We start from the raw sequence: 15783 nt of genomic DNA, 5'->3' as shown, positions 1-15783 counted from the left end.
GAGTCGCACGGTTCCGCGTCAAGCCTTGGGCCGAATCGGGCGGCGCAGGAACGCAGCGAGCGTACGTCGCTTGCTACGAAGAGCGCGTTGTGCCTGGCGGTGGCGGTGCGCTGAGTCGCCGGGTTCGCATATCGCGAGTCGCGCGCAGAATCAGGCGCCGTGACGAACGCCAGAGGGCGCCGCTACGAGCAGTACGAAGACCTGGTTAGATGTGCAGCGGCCAGTTCACCGAGCCGAACGATTGCCGGGTCGAGCGCGCTGAGCGTTGAATCAAGTAGCGCGAAGAGCGAGCCGTATGCAACGCAGAACGACGCCAGGCATGCGCCGCCCACTCCACACGCCACGCCTCACTCCTCCCGCGCCGCCATCGTCTCGATGATCTTGTCGAGCGCATCGCCGAACGCAGCTTTTTCCCGCTCGTCGAGACAGTCGAACAAATCGCCGTTCCACTTGCGCGCGATCGGCATCACTTTCCTGTACAGCGCACGGCCTTCCGGCGTCAGCGAAACCAGCACCACGCGGCCGTCTTCAGCGCTCGGCTGGCGCTGCACAAGCCCTTGCCTGATCATCGCTTCGGCCGCGCGGCTCGCCTGGCTTTTGTCGAGATTGGCATGCCTCGCCAACTCCATGATCGAGAACGGTCCGAACGACCCCACCGACGCAATCACCCGCGCCTCAGGCAAGGTTACGCCGAGCTTGGCCTGATAGCGTTCGCTGATGCCACGCTCAGCGAGTTTGTTCAGCACATGCAGACGGTACGTGAGGAATTGTTCGAGTCCGGCTTTAACGGAGTCCTTCATGGTCATCCCGTAGTGAGTGGAGCGGTTGTGGCGATGTGATTGTTGCCGCAACCGTTCCGCCGGTCAACGCGCGCCGTATTTGAGGCGCGTCAATTGTTCGGCCGCGTCGGCGAGCAGGCGTGCCGCGTCGCGAATCGCGACTTCGAGAGTGATCGGTCCGGGCGCCGGCGAGAAGCAGCCACTGAAGTATTCGGCGAGGCGTGGCAAGGCCGCCGAGTCCACTGCGCCGGACAGCAGTGTGGCGGGCACGCCGGCCGCGCGCGCATGACCGCAGGCGATGAAGGGCGCCTTGCCGTGCAGCGTTTGCACATCCGAGCGGCCTTCGCCCGTGATCAGCCAGTTCGCACCTTCGAGCGCCGCATCGAGACCGATCTGCCGCGCGACGGTTTCCGCGCCCGGTTCGAACTGCGCGCCGAGCATATGCAGCGCAAAGCCGAGCCCGCCAGCCGCGCCTGCACCGGGTTGATCGCGTGCCGTGCGTCCGAGCGCGGCCTCCAGCAGGTCGGCAAAGCGGGTGAGGGCGGTGTCGATCGACGCAACCTGGTCCGGCTTGACGCCCTTTTGCGGACCGAACACCGCAGTCGCGCCATGCTCGCCGGTCAGCGGGTTGTCCACGTCCGACATGCCCACGAACTGCGTGTCCGCGAGCCGGGCGTCGAGCTGCGAGACGTCGACACGCGCAACGCGCGCGAGCTGTTCGGGCGTCCCTTCGAGTTCCTTGCCTTGCGCGTCGAATAGTTTGAGGCCTAGGCCGGCCAGCAGGCCGGCGCCGCCGTCGTTCGTGCTGCTGCCGCCCAGCGCGACGAAAAAGCGCCGCACGCCGGCGTCCAGCAGCGCGCGAATCGCCTCGCCCATGCCGTGCGTGCTGCGCGCTTCGACCGGCACGCCCATTCCGACCGGATCCGTAATGCCGACAATCTCAGCCGTTTCGATAATCGCGCTGCCGTCCGCGAGCAGACCCGTGAGCGCTTCGCGCAGCGAACCGGCCGCGCCGCGCACGCTCAGCTTGCGGCGTTCGCCGCCACTTGTGAGCATGGCGTCGAGCGTGCCTTCGCCGCCGTCGGCCATCGGGCAGACGCGCACGCTGGCGTCGGGGCGGGCGCGCTGGATACCGGACGCGATCGCCTGCGCGACCTGTTCCGCGCTAAGCGAGCCTTTGAAGGAATCTGGAGCAACGACGACGACGGGCGAGGACGGCGAATTCGGCATGGTGTCTCTTGATGGTTGGAATCGTTGCAAGGGCAGGTGAAAAGATCGGATGAGGGCGCAGCCCCGAGCGCGTCCACTAGCTTATCAGCATGGACGCGCGGACTGAATAGGTCGAACGGCATAGCCGGAATCGTCTGCGGTGCCGCGCGGGCCGCCCGTCGCTTGCCGGCGAGGTGTCGCCACTGCGAAGCGAGCGAACAGGACCCTCAAGCTGGACGCGCAGCAACCCGCTGGCAACACAACGGCCTGATCGCGAAAACAGCACGCAGCCTGGACGGAAACCGCGCTGAAACAGCCCGGAAAGCAGCCGGAACGCCGATAAAGACGCGCGCAATCATCGAATCCCGGCTAGGCGCGCAAATAGTTTGCTAAAATATTCGGCTCTTTGGACCCAACCGTGCTGCCGGCGGCCTGCAAGCCCGCGGCGCAGGCGCGCAATCGATGCTAAACGACGTAAGCGAACGTACGCGAGCGACATCGAAAAGCGGCACGGAGAAGATAACTGATTCGCTCGAATAATTTTAGGACGATTGAAGCCATGGCTAACGTTGTTGAAAACCTCGGCAAGCTCGAACGCCGCGTAACGATTTCCCTGCCGAAGGACGCCGTGCAGAAGGAAGTGGACTCGCGTATCCGTCAACTCGCGAAGAACGTGCGTATGCCGGGTTTCCGCCCGGGCAAGGTGCCGCTCAAGATGGTGACGCAACAGTATTCGGGCCAGGTGGAAGCCGAAGTGCTGAGCGACAAGGTCGGCAAGGAATTCTTCGACATCAGCCGCGCCGAAAACCTGCGCGTTGCCGGTCAGCCGAGCTTCGCGCCGAAGGCCGACGCCGTTGAAGGCGACTACGCGTTCGACGCGACCTTCGAGGTGTACCCGGAAGTGCAGCTGGGCGACGTCGCCACGGCGGAAATCGAGCGCACCACGACCACCATCAGCGAAGCGGAAATCGACCGCACGCTGGAAATCCTGCGCAAGCAGCGCGTGCATTTCCACGCTCGCGGCGAAGCCGGCGAGCACGGCGACGGCGGCGCGGATACGGCCGCGAAAGAGGGCGACCGCGTGACGGTCGACTTCGTCGGCAAGATCGACGGTGAAGTGTTCCAGGGCGGCAGCGCTGAAGACTTCGCGTTCGTGCTGGGCGAAGGCCGCATGCTGCCTGAATTCGAAAAGGCAGCGCTGGGCCTGAAGGCCGGCGAGGCGAAGGAATTCGATCTGGCGTTCCCTGAGGACTATCACGGCAAGGACGTGGCAGGCAAGACGGCGCAATTCACGATCACGATGAAGAAGATCGAGTGGCCGCACCTGCCGGAAATCGACGCCGACTTCGCGAAGTCGCTCGGTATCGAAGACGGCGACCAGACCAAGATGCGCGCCGAGATCAAAGACAATCTCGAACGCGAAGCGAAGCGCCGCACGCAAGCCATCGTCAAGAACCAGGTGATGGACGCGCTGCTGAAGATTTCGGAACTCGACGTGCCGAACGCGCTGATCGAACAGGATCAGGAACGCCTCGTCGCGATGGCGCGTCAGGATCTGGAGCAACGTGGCGTGCCGAACGCCAAGGACGCACCGATCCCGGCCGCGATGTTCAAGGAACAGGCAGAGCGCCGCGTCAAGCTGGGCCTCGTGCTGGCCGAACTGGTCAAGGCTAACGAGCTGCAAGCCAAGCCGGAGCAGATTCGCGCCGAAGTCGACGAATTCGCGAAAAGCTACGAAGACCCGAAGGAAGTCGTCCGCTGGTATTATTCGAACCAGCAGCGTCTTGCTGAAATGGAAGCGTACGTCGTTGAAGCCAACGTCGTCGATTTCGTCCTCAGCAAGGCCAAGGTGACGGACAAGGAAGTGAGCTTCGAAGAACTGGCAAGCGCAACGGCGCAAGCGTAAGCGTCGCTGCAACGGCGTGCCGGCTGTCGGAGTGACGGCCCGCACGCCGTTTTTTTTGTGCTGTTAGTGTGCGCTGCGTTTTGCATTCTGTTGCACAACGCGGTCGTACTGATCGCGCACTTGAATACGGGCTCGCCGCACACACCTGTCTAGCATCTAATATCTAGAATATCTCCAGACAAGGATCCATTGCATGACCTTTCGCGCTCAAATGCTGGACACGTTGACCTCCCAGTCGTCGCGGGATCTCGAAGCGCAGGCGCTCGGACTGGTGCCGATCGTCGTGGAAACGAGCGGCCGGGGCGAGCGCTCGTATGACATTTATTCCCGTCTGCTGAAGGAACGCATCGTGTTCCTGGTCGGCGAAGTGAACGACCAGACGGCCAATCTCGTCGTCGCGCAGATGCTGTTTCTCGAAAGCGAGAATCCGGACAAGGACATCAGTTTCTACATCAACAGCCCGGGCGGCTCGGTGTCGGCCGGCATGGCGATCTACGATACGATGCAGTTCATCAAGCCGGACGTCTCGACGCTGTGCATGGGTCTCGCGGCCAGCATGGGCGCGTTCCTGCTGGCGGCGGGTGCGAAGGGCAAGCGTTTCGCGCTGCCAAATTCGCGCGTGATGATTCACCAGCCGCTGGGCGGCGCGCGCGGTCAGGCGTCGGACATCGAAATCCAGGCGCGCGAAATCCTGTATTTGAAGGAACGGCTGAATCATCTGCTCGCGCACCATACGGGCCAGCCGGTCGAGCGTATTGCGCGCGACACCGACCGCGACAATTTCATGTCCGGCGATGATGCGCAAGCTTACGGTCTGGTTGACCAGGTCGCGCACAAGCGTCCTTGATCTGGTGCGGTTTTGCCCCGAATTGGGGCAAAACCGTGGCCGGATCGGTTGTGAAATAATCAATATTCGTCCGAGTGCCTGCGGCAAACGCCGTCACCTTGGCTCAAGCTCCGCCGCGCCCCAACTGCGAGGCGGGGGCAAACGGCGTATCATGTAATTGAGTGTCCGGAGGCTCACACATCTATGGCGGACAAGAAAGGTTCTAACAGCGAAAAGCTGTTGTATTGCTCGTTTTGCGGCAAGAGCCAGCATGAAGTCAAGAAACTGATTGCCGGCCCGTCCGTGTTCATCTGCGATGAATGTATCGACCTGTGCAACGAAATCATCCGCGACGAAGCTGCCGGCGCGGGTATCGAGGCGGGCTTGTCCAAGTCCGATCTGCCGAGTCCGCAGGAAATCCGTGAAATCCTCGACCAGTACGTGATCGGCCAGGAACGCGCGAAGAAAATTCTCGCGGTCGCGGTGTACAACCACTATAAGCGCCTCAAGCATCTCGACAAGAAAGACGAAATCGAGCTGTCCAAGAGCAACATCCTGCTGATCGGCCCGACCGGCTCCGGCAAGACGCTGCTCGCGCAGACGCTCGCGCGCCTTCTGAACGTCCCGTTCGTGATTGCCGATGCAACCACGCTCACGGAAGCCGGCTATGTCGGCGAGGACGTCGAGAACATCATCCAGAAACTGCTTCAGAACTGCAATTACGAAGTCGACAAGGCCCAGCGCGGCATTGTCTATATCGACGAAATCGACAAGATCAGCCGCAAATCCGACAACCCGTCCATCACCCGCGACGTGTCGGGCGAAGGCGTGCAGCAGGCATTGCTCAAGCTGGTTGAGGGCACGATGGCGTCGGTGCCGCCGCAGGGTGGCCGCAAGCATCCGAATCAGGACTTCATCCAGGTCGACACCACCAATATCCTGTTCATTTGCGGTGGCGCGTTCGACGGCCTCGAAAAGGTCATCGTCGACCGCACCGAGAAGACGGGTATTGGTTTCGGCGCGAGCGTGAAGAGTAAGCAGGACCGCGACGCGGGCGAAGTGCTGCGCGAAGTGGAGCCGGAAGATCTGATCAAATTCGGCCTGATTCCCGAGCTGATTGGCCGTTTGCCGGTGGTTGCCACACTCGGCAAGCTCGACGAAGCGGCGTTGATGAAAATCCTCGTCGAACCGAAGAATGCGTTGGTGAAGCAGTACCACAAGCTGTTCAATATGGAACGCGTCGAGCTGGAGATTCGTCCGGCTGCGTTGCAGGCCGTGGCGCGCAAAGCGATCCGCCGCAAGACCGGCGCGCGGGGTCTGCGCTCCATCCTGGAACAGGCGTTGCTTGATGTGATGTACGACCTGCCGCAAATGAAAGGTGTCAGCAAGGTCATCATCGACGACAACGTAATTGACGGCGACGGCAAACCGCTGCTGATCTACGAAGACGCGCCCAAGGTCGCGGGTTCGAACTGATCGGCTTTCGGGTTCTGCAAAAAAGCCGTTCATGGCGACGTGAACGGCTTTTTCGTTTATCGTGTGGTCAGGATGGTTGTTTTCACTATGGAGTCACTGAACCTTCGGAGTCACTGAACTTTTCCCACACGCGGAGGCTTGCAATATTTTCTGCTGGCCTCACCTATCGAACGAACTGATTCCACTCATGGGGAAATGAAATGTCAGGAACCCAACTCCTCCCGCCGGAACGCATTACGCTCCCGCTGCTCCCGCTGCGTGACGTAGTCGTCTTCCCGCACATGGTGATTCCGCTCTTCGTAGGGCGCCCGAAGTCGATCAAGGCTCTCGAAGCAGCGATGGAAGGCGGCAAGCACATCATGCTCGTCGCCCAGAAGACGGCTGCGAAAGATGAGCCGACCGAAAAGGACATGTACGAAGTAGGGTGTGTTGCCAACATCCTGCAAATGCTGAAGCTGCCCGATGGCACCGTGAAGGTGCTCGTCGAGGGTTTGCAGCGTGCGAAAACGCTTTCCATCGAAGAGCAGGAAACGCAGTTCTCGTGCGAAGTCATGCCGCTCGAACCCGACCATGCCGACAGCGCCGAAACCGAAGCGCTGCGCCGCGCGATCGTGTCGCAGTTCGACCAGTATGTGAAGCTGAACAAGAAGATCCCGCCGGAGATCCTGACGTCGCTGTCGGGGATCGACGAAGCCGGGCGTCTGGCCGACACGATCGCGGCGCATCTGCCGCTCAAGCTCGACCAGAAGCAGCACATCCTCGAAATGTTCCCGGTGATCGAGCGACTCGAGCATCTGCTCGCGCAACTCGAAGCCGAGATCGACATCCTGCAGGTCGAAAAGCGCATCCGCGGGCGTGTGAAGCGCCAGATGGAGAAGAGCCAGCGCGAGTACTACCTGAACGAACAGGTCAAGGCGATCCAGAAGGAACTGGGCGAAGGCGAAGAAGGTGCGGACCTCGAAGAACTCGAGAAGCGCATCACGGCTGCCCGCATGCCGAAGGAAGCCAAGAAGAAGGCCGACGCCGAGCTGAAGAAGCTCAAACTGATGTCGCCGATGTCGGCTGAAGCGACGGTCGTGCGCAACTATATCGATACGCTGATCGGCTTGCCGTGGCGCAAGAAGAGCAAGGTCAACAACGACCTCTCGAATGCGGAGCGCGTGCTCGACGAAGACCACTTCGGTCTCGAGAAGGTGAAGGAACGCATTCTCGAGTATCTCGCGGTCCAGCAACGTGTCGACAAGGTCAAAGCGCCGATCCTGTGCCTCGTTGGGCCTCCGGGTGTCGGCAAGACGTCGCTGGGCCAGTCGATCGCTCGCGCCACGAACCGCAAGTTCGTGCGCATGGCGCTCGGCGGCGTGCGCGACGAAGCCGAGATTCGCGGCCACCGTCGTACCTACATCGGTTCGATGCCCGGCAAGATTCTGCAAAGCCTGACCAAGGTCGGCGTGCGCAATCCGCTCTTCCTGCTCGACGAAGTCGACAAGATGGGTCAGGATTTCCGCGGCGATCCGTCGTCGGCCTTGCTGGAAGTGCTCGATCCGGAACAGAACCACACATTTGCCGATCACTACGTCGAAGTCGACTTCGATCTGTCGGACGTGATGTTCGTGGCGACGTCGAACTCGCTGAACATTCCGCCGCCGTTGCTCGACCGGATGGAAGTGATCCGTCTGTCGGGTTACACGGAAGACGAGAAGGTCAGCATCGCGCAACGTTATCTTTTGCCCAAGCAGAAGAAGAACAACGGCCTCAAGGATGGCGAGGTCGATGTGACGGAAACCGCGATCCGCGACATCATTCGTTACTACACGCGCGAAGCGGGCGTCCGTTCGCTCGAGCGTGAAATTTCGAAGATCTGCCGCAAGGTCGTGAAGATGCTTCTGCTGAAGAAGGCGGAAGGCGCGGTGAAGGTCGACGGCAGCAATCTCGACACGTTCCTCGGCGTGCGCAAGTACGACTTCGGTCTGGCTGCCAAGGAAAATCAGGTTGGCCAGGTCACGGGTCTTGCGTGGACGGAAGTGGGCGGCGATCTGCTGACCATTGAAGCCGCAGTGATGCCGGGCAAGGGTACTGTGATCCGCACGGGTTCGCTCGGCGACGTGATGAAGGAATCCGTCGAAGCAGCGCGCTCGGTCGTGCGCTCGCGCTCGCGTCGTCTGGGTGTCAAGGACGAAGCGTTCGAGAAGCAGGACATTCACATCCACGTGCCGGAAGGCGCGACGCCGAAGGACGGTCCTTCGGCCGGTATCGCGATGACAACCGCGCTGGTGTCGGTATTGACCGGTATTCCGGTGCGTGCCGATGTCGCGATGACGGGCGAAATCACGTTGCGTGGTGAAGTCCTGCCGATCGGCGGCCTGAAGGAAAAGCTGCTGGCGGCGCATCGCGGCGGCATCAAGCTGGTGCTGATTCCGGAAGAAAACGTCAAGGACTTGACGGAGATTCCGGACAACGTGAAGAACGCGATCGAAATCGTGCCGGTCCGCTGGATCGACAAGGTGCTTGAATTGGCGCTCGAACGTGTGCCGCAAGCGTTGCCGGAAGAAGAGCCGAAGCCTGCTGCTACGCCTGTTGCAGCGGAGCCAGGCAAAGACACCGCCGCAACTGAAGTCGTGAAGCACTAAAGCAGTCAGCAACGAAGCTCTTTGCTGGACAAAAACCCGCGGTCACGGCCGCGGGTTTTTTGTTGCCCGCGCGATTTTGCAGTGCGCTTAAGGGCGAATGTTTTCCCACGTTTTGAATAATATGCGAAGTGCATACCAGCCGAATACGTGTGCATTGATTACAGGCAATATCTGGTGATACAAACCTCCTTAAAAACGCCCAAAATCAGGCTCAACCCCGCTTGACATAAGGGTTTCGGCCAATTCTAATGAGGCGGCTCGGCGTTACCCGCCAGCCGCGTGATGCCAGGTGCTAAAGAGCACCGTCACGATTGCCATAAACATTCTCGGGGGTTGGAATGAACAAGACGGAATTGATCGATCACATTGCACAGCAAGCCGACATTTCGAAGGCTGCGGCAGGCCGTGCACTCGATGCAGTGATCGGTGGCGTCAAAGGTACGTTGAAGAAGGGCGGTTCGGTGACGTTGGTCGGTTTCGGCACGTTCGCGGTCGGCAAGCGCACCGCGCGCACAGGCCGCAATCCGCGCACCGGTGCTGCTATCAAAATCAAGGCGGCGAAAGTTCCTAAATTTAGGCCTGGCAAAGCTCTGAAGGATGCGCTAAACTAACGGGCTTGCTGCTTGGGAAGCATCAGGCCGCAACAGAAGCACGCTGAATCGCGAAACGGGTGCTTAGCTCAGTTGGTAGAGCGGCGCCCTTACAAGGCGTAGGTCGGGAGTTCGAGCCTCTCAGCACCCACCAGTTTCAGATTCAGAAGGGCGTCCTGAAGCGTTCACAGATGTCCGGAGTAATCCGCTCAAACCCGCATGGCTATTGGCTCTGCGGGTTTTTTATTACCTGTCGCCGATCAAGAAAACGTCCAATGAAATCCGGCAAAAGCCGGACTTTTATCGTTGTATTTTGAGTGCTGTCCCCCCGCCGTCGGCCACCGCGGTCCAGGCACACCCATTGTTGCCGGATGGACCGGTGGGCAGCGGCGAATCGCAACCTGTCCTGCGAGCCTCGTGTCGACTGTTGATACCCTGAGTGCTGAGGCGAGTGGTCCAGCGCAGATGAGTATCGAGTAATGAGGTCTGTTTCGCGTGTCGGGGCGTGTCGCGGCAATGCAGCTGGCTGAAACGAACTCCAACATCCGAGGAGCGTGTGCCGCGTGTTTTCCGCATCGCGCCTGAGACTGCAATCTCGAAGCTGCCAATACAGTCGGCTTCTGTCATGGCTGTACGACCCGATGGAACGCAGTAGTCGGTCAGCTTTGCAGATCGGGGAGGTTGCCTTGAGTCGACAGAAGAAATCCCGGACCCGCACGCGGTCAAGTGCATCGTTCGTCTGCCAGACGGCGACCATACGGTCGAGTTCGAAGTGCACGAGCCCGGCCATGGCGACGTTCACGAAGCCGCTGTCCGGGACCGCAACATTCGCTCTGCTTACATTCACGTCATGACGGACGCGGCCGTTTCGGTGCTGGCCATCATTGGTCTCGTGCTGGCACGCGCATCTGGATGGCTCTGGATGGACCCGTTCGCGGGCGTCATCGACGCGCTGGTGATTGCAATCTGGCTTCGAGCGCGCGCACTTTGGCCGCGCTCGATGCCTCGCGGTCGTCTTGATACTGAAACAGCTGGGTCATGACGATTCCTTTCTGTGCTGGTTAGATGGCGGGCCGAAGGTAGGCTTCGTACAGGTCCGCGTAGACCGTGGTCTTCGGTTCACTCTTGCCTTCGCCCCAGATGTCGGCGGCATCGAATGCGACCCGATAGACCGGCATCGGCGCACCAATTCCATCTACAGCAGTTGAAACGAAGTACGAGAATGCGCCCGGATAGACTTCCACCACCTTGCCGGTCTTGCAGCGCAGATAACCTGGCAAACGGGTGTGATCGACTGCCTCGGGATCACCAACTTGCACCGTGTCGCCGGCCGAGAAGCACGCCGGAGAGCGCGGCTCGTGAAAACCTGAATCGCCTTTCTCGAGGTACGCATCGAACATGACGCAATCGAGTTATCGTGCTCATGATCATGAGCATCTTCGGCTAGCAGATTGGGCTCAACTGACAGCAACGTGTCGAGCGAGAAGTGCCGTGTTCCAACGACTGTGCTCACATCAACCGCGCCATGATGCGCAACGTCGATCGCTGCCGTGGGATTAAGTGAACGGATACGCGCGATGAGATCCGCCACCTCTTCAGCACTGACCCGATCCGTTTTGTTGATAATGATGTGATCCGCAAACACGTCTTGCTCACGGGCGATCTCGTCGTCAAGCTGCTCATGGAAATGGCGCGCATCCACGACTGCGACCACCGACTCCAGTTCTACGTGTTCGCGCACGTCCGGATCGGCAAGGAACGTTTGCAGCACGGGAGCCGGGTCGGCCAACCCTGAGGTTTCGACGATCAGTCGCTCTAGCGGCTCACCTGAACGCGCCAGCAGCGGTCGATTCGGTGAAGATTGAAAATCCAGATACGTCCACAACTCACCAACCCGAACGCGTTCTGGTTCCGCCTGCGCAGCGACCGAGGATGAGATCGGGTTGGTGAATCGAGGACTGTCAGCTTGACTACTACTGGCATCGCCCGCAGGGCTCACTCGCCGGCAAACCGCCCATCGATTGCGTTGTCGAGTGGGCTCAAAAAGGTGAAACGATGTCTGTAAACCGCACACGTTAATGGAACATTCGAGTTGCTATTTCTCTGGCTGTTCCTGGAGGGCAAGGTGCGAAGAGAAAGGTGAGGATCCGAAGCCGTCGCCGTAGCTCAACCGCAACTGTGCAACAGAGCCGGTTTCAAGACCCGCTCAATGCATCTGCCGCCGTCCGTGCCCGACCAGTCCAGCGTCGGCGCTTGAGTTGTTCGAGTTGTGCGATCGTGTCCTTTGCGCCCATGAAGCGTGCAGCCGTGAGTGGCGTGGCACCATTGACGTCCTGAGCATTGGGGTTTGCCCCATGGGCGAGCAGCTGCTCAATGATTTCTGTGCGGTTGAACATTGCGGCGATCATTAACGCCGTCTTTCCGTCCGGTGACGCTCCTTCAACGTCAGCACCACCTTCGAGCAGCACACGAACGACTTCATTAAATCCCTTGTACGCTGCTCCTGCGAGAGGCGTTTGCCCCATTGAATTTCTAAGGTTAGGATCGGCCTTCAGCGCCAACAGCCTCGCGACGGCATCCGCGTGACCGTGATACGCAGCGAGCATGATGAGACTGTCACCGCGCTCATTACGCAAATTCGAAGGAACGCCCCGTTCAATTACGGCCTGCAAAATATCGGCCTCGCCACTGCGGGCGGCATCGAATATTTTGGCTGCCACCTCTCCCATTTCGTCGCTCGTGGGCGTTGCGCGCTCTTCGCCATCGGTGTCCATATATCCTCCCAAAAAGTCGTAAAAGAAGCATCGAAATCGGGAAAGCTGGTCTCTGTCAGAGAATGAAAAAATCATAGCAACGATAGTGATTTCGTTCCAATAGGGAGAACTTATACGTTCAGTAGGACGCGTGTCCTGGATATGGATCACGCCTGCCGGATAGATTCAAGTAGTTCGATGGCCGAGCTGAAAAGGCAGAGAAGCGGGATGCCGTCCTTCGCATCGAATACACATTAAATACACACGTGTCTGCGCGGGCCGCTGTTGCAGCGAATCACGTCGGCATCGCTTGCCGTTGCTGCGCCGTTGCGACCAGCAACTTGACGTGCCTAAGGCGGATGGCAGCTTACATTGCAAGCTTGGCAGAATTCGGTGGTCTATCTAAGTTGCCCGCCGCCGGGTGTTACTCAATACTGATTTCCATCGACACCCCATCGGAAGCGCGAGTAACACAACGCATCAGAGGCTATTCGCGGGTTGCTTTTCGCGATTCCGAAAGGAGAGGTTTGCGGATACCTGTGCCTATTGATGTGATAGTCGCTTTATATTTCGCACCAGTTCATCAGACGGGAGTCGAGGGAGTACAAAGCGGACGTCTGGAGGACACGTGTCTTCCACACACTAATCAGTGAAGGAATCGAAATGACCAATACGATCATCGCAGGCATCAAGATACCCGATAGCGCAATCGCACGTGCTGCCACGGAACTGGTACGCGATACCGAAACCGACTTGCTGTACAACCATTCGCGGCGGGTATTCCTGTTCGGAGCGCTGAGCGGAAACCGCAAGGGTCTGAAGTACGACCCGGAACTGCTGTACCTCGGCGCGATGTTCCACGACATGGGCCTGATGCCAGCGTACAGCAGCGAGCGTTGCCGCTTTGAAGTGGACGGCGCCAATGCCGCGCGCGATTTCATGACGCAGCACCGCATGAACGAGTACGACATCGAACAGGTGTGGGCTTCGATCGCACTGCATACGACGCCGGGCGTCCCCGAACACATGAAGCCGGTTGTCGCGCTCGTGACTGCCGGGGTCGAGATGGACGTGCTGGGTCTGGCCTACCACGAGTTCAGCGACGAACAACGCAGCCAGGTGGTCGCTGCGCACCCGCGCGAGAAGACGTTCAAGAACGGCATCATCGATGCGTTTGCGCAGGGGACGATCAAGAAACCCGAGACGACATTCGGCAACGTCAAGGCCGATGTGCTCGCGCTTCGTGATCCGTCGTACAAGCGTCTGAACTTCTGCCAGATCATTCTTGGCTCCGCGTGGGACGACAGTAACGCCGATCACGCTCATCATGGTGGCTGCACGTGCAACGCAGGCGCAGCGGCGCAAGGCGACTGATGCCGACCTTCGAAAATTTCATACCGGTCATGACCAAGGCTGTCATATCGGGTTGATACAGGATCTCTGATGAAAAAGCTCACTACTGTTTTTGGCGCACCCGTCGTCGATAATCAGAATATTCGCACCGCCGGTCCTCGCGGGCCGGCACTGCTTGAAGACGTATGGTTTCTCGAGAAGCTCGCTCACTTCGACCGTGAAGTGATTCCTGAACGTCGTATGCACGCGAAAGGATCCGGCGCATTCGGTACCTTCACGGTCACCCACGACATTACGAAATACACGCGGGCGGCGATCTTTTCCGAAGTCGGCAAGAAGACTGAGATGTTCGCGCGCTTTTCAACCGTTGCAGGCGAACGCGGCGCAGCCGACGCAGAGCGTGACATCCGCGGTTTCGCGTTGAAGTTCTACACTGAAGAAGGTAACTGGGACCTGGTGGGCAACAACACGCCGGTGTTCTTCCTGCGTGATCCGTTGAAATTCCCGGACCTGAACCATGCGATCAAGCGCGATCCGCGCACTGGTTTGCGCAGCGCGGAGAGCAACTGGGATTTCTGGACGCAACTGCCGGAAGCACTCCATCAGATTACGATCGTCATGAGCGAACGCGGCATTCCGAAGACGTTCCGCAACATGCATGGGTTCGGCAGTCACACCTTTAGCTTCATTAGTGCGGCGCAGGAACGCTTCTGGGTGAAGTTCCATTTTCGTTCGCAGCAGGGGATTGAAAACCTGACGGACGCGCAAGCCGAAGCGCTTGTAGGTCGCGATCGAGAAACGCACCATCGCGACCTGTACGAAGCGATTGAACGCAAGGAGTTTCCGCGCTGGACCTTGTATGTGCAGATCATGCCGGAGAAGGACGCGGGTAGCTATCCGATCAATCCGTTCGATTTGACCAAGGTCTGGCCGAAGAGTGACTATCCGCTGATCGAAGTCGGCGTGATGGAGCTGAACCGTAATCCAGACAATCACTTTGCCGATGTTGAGCAGGCCGCTTTTGCCCCTGCCAACGTGATACCTGGTATCAGTTTCTCGCCCGACAAGATGTTGCAGGGCCGTTTGTTCTCGTATGGAGACGCGCAGCGCTATCGCCTCAGTGTCAACTACCATCAGATTCCGGTGAACGCGCCGCGAGGGGCGAAGTACGTGCACAGCTACCATCGCGACGGACTGTTGCGCGTCGATGCCAATATGGGGGGCGCCACGCCGTATGAACCGAATACGCGGGGCGAATGGCAGGAACAACCCGACTATCGCGAACCGCCTTTGTCGATCGAAGGCTTGGCCGATCACTGGAACCATCGTGTCGACGACGATTACTATTCACAGCCGGGCGCACTGTTCCGCAAGATGACGGCAGAGCAGCAGCAGACCTTGTTCGATAACACGGCGCGAGCGCTCAACGGCGTATCGAAACCGATCCAGCAGTTGCATATCGCGCACTGCGCTAAGGCGGATCCTGCTTACGGCTCGGGCGTTGCCAGGGCAATCGAGACGCTTGAGAGTAAGTGATCGCGGCCGGCAGGATCAGACCGGAAGACACAGGGCGTCCAAGACACCCATTGGGACGCCCTGTGCCCGGTGCCATACCTGAACTACCGCGAATGTTTGGCGTAAGCCAAATGGGAAGCATCAAAGCAGTTGTAACGGCGGCAGTCGCCTTCATGATCTCAATGTGATGTGATGGAGTATAACTTTTCTTGACGCCGTGTTGAGCAGATGTCAAAGTGATGACGACTCACATTGAGTTGGAGACACAATGATCACCGAACCCATCGATGTCGTCGCGTCCAGCAATGCATATGCCGTGGCCAATTTCACTCCAATCGAAGTCGAACGAGCATCCGCGCGATCTCGGACCACGACTGTCTGGTTTTCAGGCCGAAGGGACCATCCTGGCAATTTGAAAGTCCGCGTGGTCCTATCGCGGTCGACGTGCCGCAGAAGCTGATCGCGAACGACAATTCCATGCTGTTTGCCGCCGCCTGCGCGGGCAACGGCATCGCTGTCCTTCCCACGTACCTCGCGAAGGCTGGGGTTGCCGACGGTAGGCTCGAGTCATTGCTTCTTGATTTTCCGCTGCGTGCCACGTGGCTTAAAGCGCTCCTTCCGAAACGACGGCAGCAACTGCCTCAGGTCGCTGCTTTAGCGGGGTGGCTGCGGGTCCATCTCGAGAATGCGCCGCCGTGGGGAAGGGACTAGCAGGAGCCGCCTGCGGTGGTTGCTTTAGTAGTATCGGA

13 protein-coding genes, 1 tRNA gene and 1 pseudogene are annotated in these 15783 nt (G+C 59.4%); 10 read left to right on the top strand and 5 right to left on the bottom strand.

Going from position 1 to position 15783, the window contains the following annotated elements; genetic code table 11:
* Nucleotides 1–347: 347 nt before the first annotated feature.
* On the bottom strand, nucleotides 348–800 hold the full coding sequence (locus HV744_RS07300) for a MarR family winged helix-turn-helix transcriptional regulator (protein ID WP_175148861.1): 453 nt from the start codon (nucleotides 798–800) through the stop codon (nucleotides 348–350).
* 63 nt (nucleotides 801–863) lie between these two features.
* Entirely contained in the window at nucleotides 864–2009 is a 1146-nt protein-coding gene (locus tag HV744_RS07295) for a glycerate kinase (protein WP_175148860.1), read from the bottom strand.
* A gap of 538 nt (nucleotides 2010–2547) precedes the next feature.
* On the opposite strand from HV744_RS07295, the gene tig reads away from it, so the two are divergent.
* The 7 genes from tig (at nucleotide 2548) to HV744_RS07260 (ending at nucleotide 10455) form a co-directional block, all read left to right on the top strand.
* A complete protein-coding gene (tig, locus tag HV744_RS07290) occupies nucleotides 2548–3894 on the top strand; it encodes a trigger factor (RefSeq protein ID WP_175148859.1) in 1347 nt (448 codons plus the stop codon).
* A gap of 193 nt (nucleotides 3895–4087) precedes the next feature.
* The gene (clpP, locus tag HV744_RS07285) at nucleotides 4088–4741 is read left to right on the top strand and encodes an ATP-dependent Clp endopeptidase proteolytic subunit ClpP (RefSeq protein WP_007182010.1); all 654 of its coding nucleotides are present in this window, start codon (nucleotides 4088–4090) and stop codon (nucleotides 4739–4741) included.
* A gap of 183 nt (nucleotides 4742–4924) precedes the next feature.
* Nucleotides 4925–6196: an ATP-dependent Clp protease ATP-binding subunit ClpX gene (clpX, locus tag HV744_RS07280; RefSeq protein ID WP_006048928.1), complete on the top strand. Its 1272-nt coding sequence runs from the start codon at nucleotides 4925–4927 to the stop codon at nucleotides 6194–6196.
* A gap of 200 nt (nucleotides 6197–6396) precedes the next feature.
* On the top strand, nucleotides 6397–8823 hold the full coding sequence (gene lon, locus HV744_RS07275) for an endopeptidase La (protein ID WP_175148858.1): 2427 nt from the start codon (nucleotides 6397–6399) through the stop codon (nucleotides 8821–8823).
* 338 nt (nucleotides 8824–9161) lie between these two features.
* Nucleotides 9162–9434, top strand: a complete 273-nt coding sequence (locus HV744_RS07270) for an HU family DNA-binding protein (protein ID WP_007585907.1) — start codon at nucleotides 9162–9164, stop codon at nucleotides 9432–9434.
* A gap of 57 nt (nucleotides 9435–9491) precedes the next feature.
* Nucleotides 9492–9567, top strand: a tRNA-Val gene (locus HV744_RS07265).
* Between the two features lie 618 nt (nucleotides 9568–10185).
* The gene (locus tag HV744_RS07260) at nucleotides 10186–10455 is read left to right on the top strand and encodes a cation efflux transmembrane domain-containing protein (protein ID WP_175148857.1); all 270 of its coding nucleotides are present in this window, start codon (nucleotides 10186–10188) and stop codon (nucleotides 10453–10455) included.
* Between the two features lie 19 nt (nucleotides 10456–10474).
* On the opposite strand, the gene HV744_RS07255 is transcribed toward HV744_RS07260, so the two are convergent.
* The 3 genes and pseudogenes from HV744_RS07255 to HV744_RS07245 form a co-directional block, all read right to left on the bottom strand.
* The gene (locus HV744_RS07255) at nucleotides 10475–10813 is read right to left on the bottom strand and encodes an SH3-like domain-containing protein (protein ID WP_175148856.1); all 339 of its coding nucleotides are present in this window, start codon (nucleotides 10811–10813) and stop codon (nucleotides 10475–10477) included.
* Nucleotides 10814–11016: 203 nt separating this feature from the next.
* Nucleotides 11017–11412: pseudogene (locus HV744_RS37185) on the bottom strand (GTP-binding protein); the annotation flags it as partial.
* A 196-nt stretch (nucleotides 11413–11608) separates the two neighbouring features.
* Entirely contained in the window at nucleotides 11609–12187 is a 579-nt protein-coding gene (locus HV744_RS07245; protein WP_175148855.1) for an ankyrin repeat domain-containing protein, read from the bottom strand.
* 642 nt (nucleotides 12188–12829) lie between these two features.
* On the opposite strand from HV744_RS07245, the gene HV744_RS07240 reads away from it, so the two are divergent.
* The 3 genes from HV744_RS07240 (at nucleotide 12830) to HV744_RS07230 (ending at nucleotide 15745) form a co-directional block, all read left to right on the top strand.
* Nucleotides 12830–13540, top strand: coding sequence for an HD domain-containing protein (locus HV744_RS07240; protein ID WP_175148854.1), 711 nt, complete (start codon nucleotides 12830–12832; stop codon nucleotides 13538–13540).
* Between the two features lie 69 nt (nucleotides 13541–13609).
* Nucleotides 13610–15055 carry a catalase gene (locus HV744_RS07235; protein ID WP_175148853.1) on the top strand — a complete coding sequence of 482 codons (1446 nt, stop codon included), beginning with the start codon at nucleotides 13610–13612 and terminating at the stop codon, nucleotides 15053–15055.
* Nucleotides 15056–15286: 231 nt separating this feature from the next.
* The gene (locus HV744_RS07230; RefSeq protein ID WP_175148852.1) at nucleotides 15287–15745 is read left to right on the top strand and encodes a LysR substrate-binding domain-containing protein; all 459 of its coding nucleotides are present in this window, start codon (nucleotides 15287–15289) and stop codon (nucleotides 15743–15745) included.
* The last annotated feature ends 38 nt before the right edge of the window (nucleotides 15746–15783 follow it).

Source organism: Paraburkholderia ultramafica (assembly GCF_902859915.1).
Lineage (GTDB): Bacteria > Pseudomonadota > Gammaproteobacteria > Burkholderiales > Burkholderiaceae > Paraburkholderia > Paraburkholderia ultramafica.
Note: the sequence above shows the minus strand (reverse complement) of the source record. Positions and strands in the feature narration are given on the sequence as shown.